This is a genomic window from Candidatus Dependentiae bacterium (assembly GCA_026389065.1).
Lineage (GTDB): Bacteria > Babelota > Babeliae > Babelales > Chromulinivoraceae > JACPFN01.
On record JAPLIP010000054.1, the window covers coordinates 1 to 2,632 of the forward strand.

Sequence of the window (2,632 nt, forward strand, 5' to 3'; positions counted from 1 at the left end):
GCAATGTTTATCAAATTCTTTAGAGTCTTGGTATCAGCAGCGTACCATGGCTCAAAAGTCTCAAGATATTGTAAGTGGACTGACTGATATTGGGATCAACATAGTTGTTCCAGATTTGATTATTAGTAAAGTTGCGACTGCACTTGGGCTCATGGCAACAAATATCAAAGCTGTGAAAGAAGTAGAAAAAGCATCACTATTTTTCCAAGAAGAAATGAGCTTTTTGGCTGTTTTGGAATCAGGAGTTTTTTTAGAAAAAGAGGTTGAAGCGATTGCTCAGTTTAAAGCTGGTGAGAGCTTGATAGCGGCAAAACAAGAAGCAAAAATAAAATATGCCGTTACTGAGCTGATGGAAGCAGAGGGTAAAGCTGCTAGAGCTGCTCAGGGTGCTTTACAAGGCTTAAGGCCTTTTGAGCAAGTTGTTGCAGAAGTTAGAGAGCTGGGTGGAATGATCCATTTTGAGAATGTAAAGCTTATTGAAGAAGTTAAAGAATGGATTGATTTAATTCTACATAAAATTAATCAACCGGCAGGTAATTTGATTTTTGAAAAGCTTGGTAAGATAAAGACTTGTTACAAAGGACAACCTATTTCTGTAAATGTTAATTTAAATCATGTACTAAATTGTGAATATAAAATAGTTAAAAATGCTGTTAACGATTGTATCAGTATTGAATTGCAAGGAGGTCATATGGCTGGAACTTGTAAGGCCTTGGAGCGTGCTGGAGTAGTTAAAATAAAAAAAGTTAGAATGTTGAGTAGTGGATGTGAGCAATATATTTTAGAAAATATTATGACAGGAAAAGTTTATACTAAAACGGAGTTTTTAACTATTTGGGATGCGGAAAAAATAGTTAATAGCGGGTTAGAAATATTAAATGATTTTACTGCTATTGATGAAGTAGCAAAAGTTAGAGGATTTGTGAGAGCAGGTGTTACATCAGATGGACATAAAATTTCTATAGTTTTTGACCAAATCTCTGAGTTTGAAGTTGATTTAATTACTATGTGGCCTCGTTAGGATTTATAAAATGAAAAAACTTATTCTTCAGTGTTTAAAAAAGGATAAAGCTGTGCCTGGTGAGAATGAGTATGGATATTTTCCGCTAAATAAGCCAAAAAAAGAAATGGCTGATTTGTATATAGTTTATGAAGTTTTATATGGACTATTAGACCAATCCGAATGGGCAGAGATTGATATATTTGCAAATGATTTTAAAGGTTTTTCAAGTGATTGCGTTTCTTTGGATAAGTCCAATGATAGGTTCTACATGAGCTATGCTTTTGAGAGCTTGCCACGCTCTCAAGATCTTAGCTTTTCTATTCTAGAGCTTCAAAGTCTCTTAAATGTTTGGCGTCGACTTATAGTTCGACAGCCCAATTATATTATTTTTCTGCAGTTAGAAAGTGGTCAGTTTTTTTTAGAAGGTAAAGAGTCTTTGTCGGAAGATGAATTAAGATTTGTGCATGAATGAGTTAAGGCTTATAAAATCTTAAAAATCTAGCCCACTTCGTGGTGTTGTCGCAAGAAATGACTGAGGGCAAGGTTCTTTTTGAGAAGAAAGGCTTATTCCTGCGATGTCTTTACGGCCCTACCGTTTGTAAAGAGGTCTTAGTATGAAAAAATATTGTTTAAAGTTATCATCAACCATTAATGGATATGGACCAGTTAAAGAATTATATACAATTAATTTTGCTTTGCAGGATTTATGGTTTTTTTTGAATACTGATCAGTATCCTTGGCTGCATATTATTGAAGACGAAAAGAATAATAAAATTATTTTATGGTCTGAGTTTGGATTGAAAAAGAAAGCGAAAATGCAATTTGATAATCTAGCAGACCAGCAAGCTTTTGATGATGCATATCGTGTTTATTATCGTAAGCGTTGGTTTGACATGTCAAAGCTTGAAATGAGCACAGAAAACTATGAATTGGTTCAGAAGCAATGGGAAGAAATATCTAAGCGTATGCCAGAGTATATAATGCTTACACATGATGATTCTGGCTTTGTTGAGATGGTTGGTAAAGATGCTCTTTCAGAACAAGATCTTGTTGATACGAAGCGCGAAAATGAGAAGTTTTTGCGATATCAAGCAGCTTGGCAAAAATATATAAATAGCTTTAAACCGTATAGAAATTCTGAGTGGCGATCGCCTGCAGATGAAAAATATGAAGCGGATTTTAAACTTTTTTTGATGAAGATTAAATTTTGGACTCAGCTGGAAGGTTTTTTTTCTAGGAAAAAAGTAGACATTGTTTGATTGCTTTGGTTAATGGAAACTTTGGCCCCTACAGATACGCTTAGGTTAAGTTTGCTTATATTTTTTTATAATCGCTGTTTTTCCAAGAATAAAAGAGCTTTTTTGCTGTTCTAGAAACCGGAGTTTTTTTAGAAAAAGAGGTTGAAGCGATTGCTCAGTTTAAAGCAGGTGAGAGCTTGATAGCGGCAAAGCAAGAAGAGTCATTTTTTCAGCACATGCCATGGATAGTAGATGAGGTTCGGTCTCCAGATGGAAAAACAATTGAAAAGATGCGAGCATGTAAAAATCAAAACAGTAGGGTGATTGACCCAGTTTTGATTGAAAAAGCTAAAATAATGGCTAATATGCATTTTGTTATTCCAGAAGAGAC

Annotated in this window: 4 protein-coding genes; all 4 read left to right on the top strand. The window is 34.5% G+C overall.

Annotation, left to right across the window (positions count from 1 at the left end; translation table 11 throughout):
• A partial coding sequence (locus NTU89_03950) for a hypothetical protein (GenBank protein MCX5923690.1) occupies positions 1-1,021 on the top strand: 1,021 nt, incomplete at its 5' end.
• A gap of 10 nt (positions 1,022-1,031) precedes the next feature.
• Positions 1,032-1,475: a hypothetical protein gene (locus NTU89_03955; GenBank protein ID MCX5923691.1), complete on the top strand. Its 444-nt coding sequence runs from the start codon at positions 1,032-1,034 to the stop codon at positions 1,473-1,475.
• Between the two features lie 142 nt (positions 1,476-1,617).
• Positions 1,618-2,262, top strand: coding sequence for a hypothetical protein (locus tag NTU89_03960; GenBank protein MCX5923692.1), 645 nt, complete (start codon positions 1,618-1,620; stop codon positions 2,260-2,262).
• A gap of 176 nt (positions 2,263-2,438) precedes the next feature.
• Positions 2,439-2,632: hypothetical protein (locus tag NTU89_03965; GenBank protein MCX5923693.1), on the top strand; the 194-nt coding region annotated here is incomplete at its 3' end.